Source organism: Burkholderia guangdongensis, assembly GCF_013403875.1.
Lineage (GTDB): Bacteria > Pseudomonadota > Gammaproteobacteria > Burkholderiales > Burkholderiaceae > Burkholderia > Burkholderia guangdongensis.
Genome location: NZ_JACBNX010000059.1, coordinates 1 through 569 on the forward strand (window position 1 = coordinate 1; position 569 = coordinate 569).

Consider the following 569-nt stretch of genomic DNA (forward strand, 5'->3'; position numbering starts at 1 on the left):
GTCAACGGCACGAACGTGAATCTCGGCGCGAACCCGTTGACGATGAACAACGCGACGAACGGCACGTTCGGCGGTTCGATCGGCGGGACCAGCGGCGTGACGTTGAACGGTCCGGGCACCGAAACGCTGACGGGTGCGAACACGTACACGGGCGGCACGACGATCAACGGCGGCACGCTGGCGATCGGCACGGGCGGCAGCCTGGCATCGACGAGCCCGGTCGATCTGGCGGGCAACGGCGCAACGTTCGACATCAGCAACGCAACGACGCCGCAGTCGATCGGCACGCTGACGGGTGTCACGGGTTCGAACGTGAATCTCGGCGCGAACACGCTGACGATGAACAACGCGACGAACGGCACGTTCGGCGGTTCGATCGGCGGCACGGGTGGCGTGACGCTGAGCGGCCCGGGCACGGAAACGCTGACGGGCGCGAACACGTATAGCGGTGGCACGACGGTCAACGGCGGCACGCTGGCGATCGGTTCGGGCGGCAGCCTGGCATCGACGGGCGCGGTCGATCTGGCCAACTCGGGCACGACGTTCGACATCAGCAACGCGACGGCGCC

Annotated in this window: 1 protein-coding gene; it reads left to right on the forward strand. The window is 67.7% G+C overall.

Annotation, left to right across the window (positions count from 1 at the left end; translation table 11 throughout):
- On the forward strand, positions 1-569 hold a 569-nt coding region (locus HZI36_RS26665), incomplete at both ends, for an autotransporter-associated beta strand repeat-containing protein (RefSeq protein WP_179405663.1).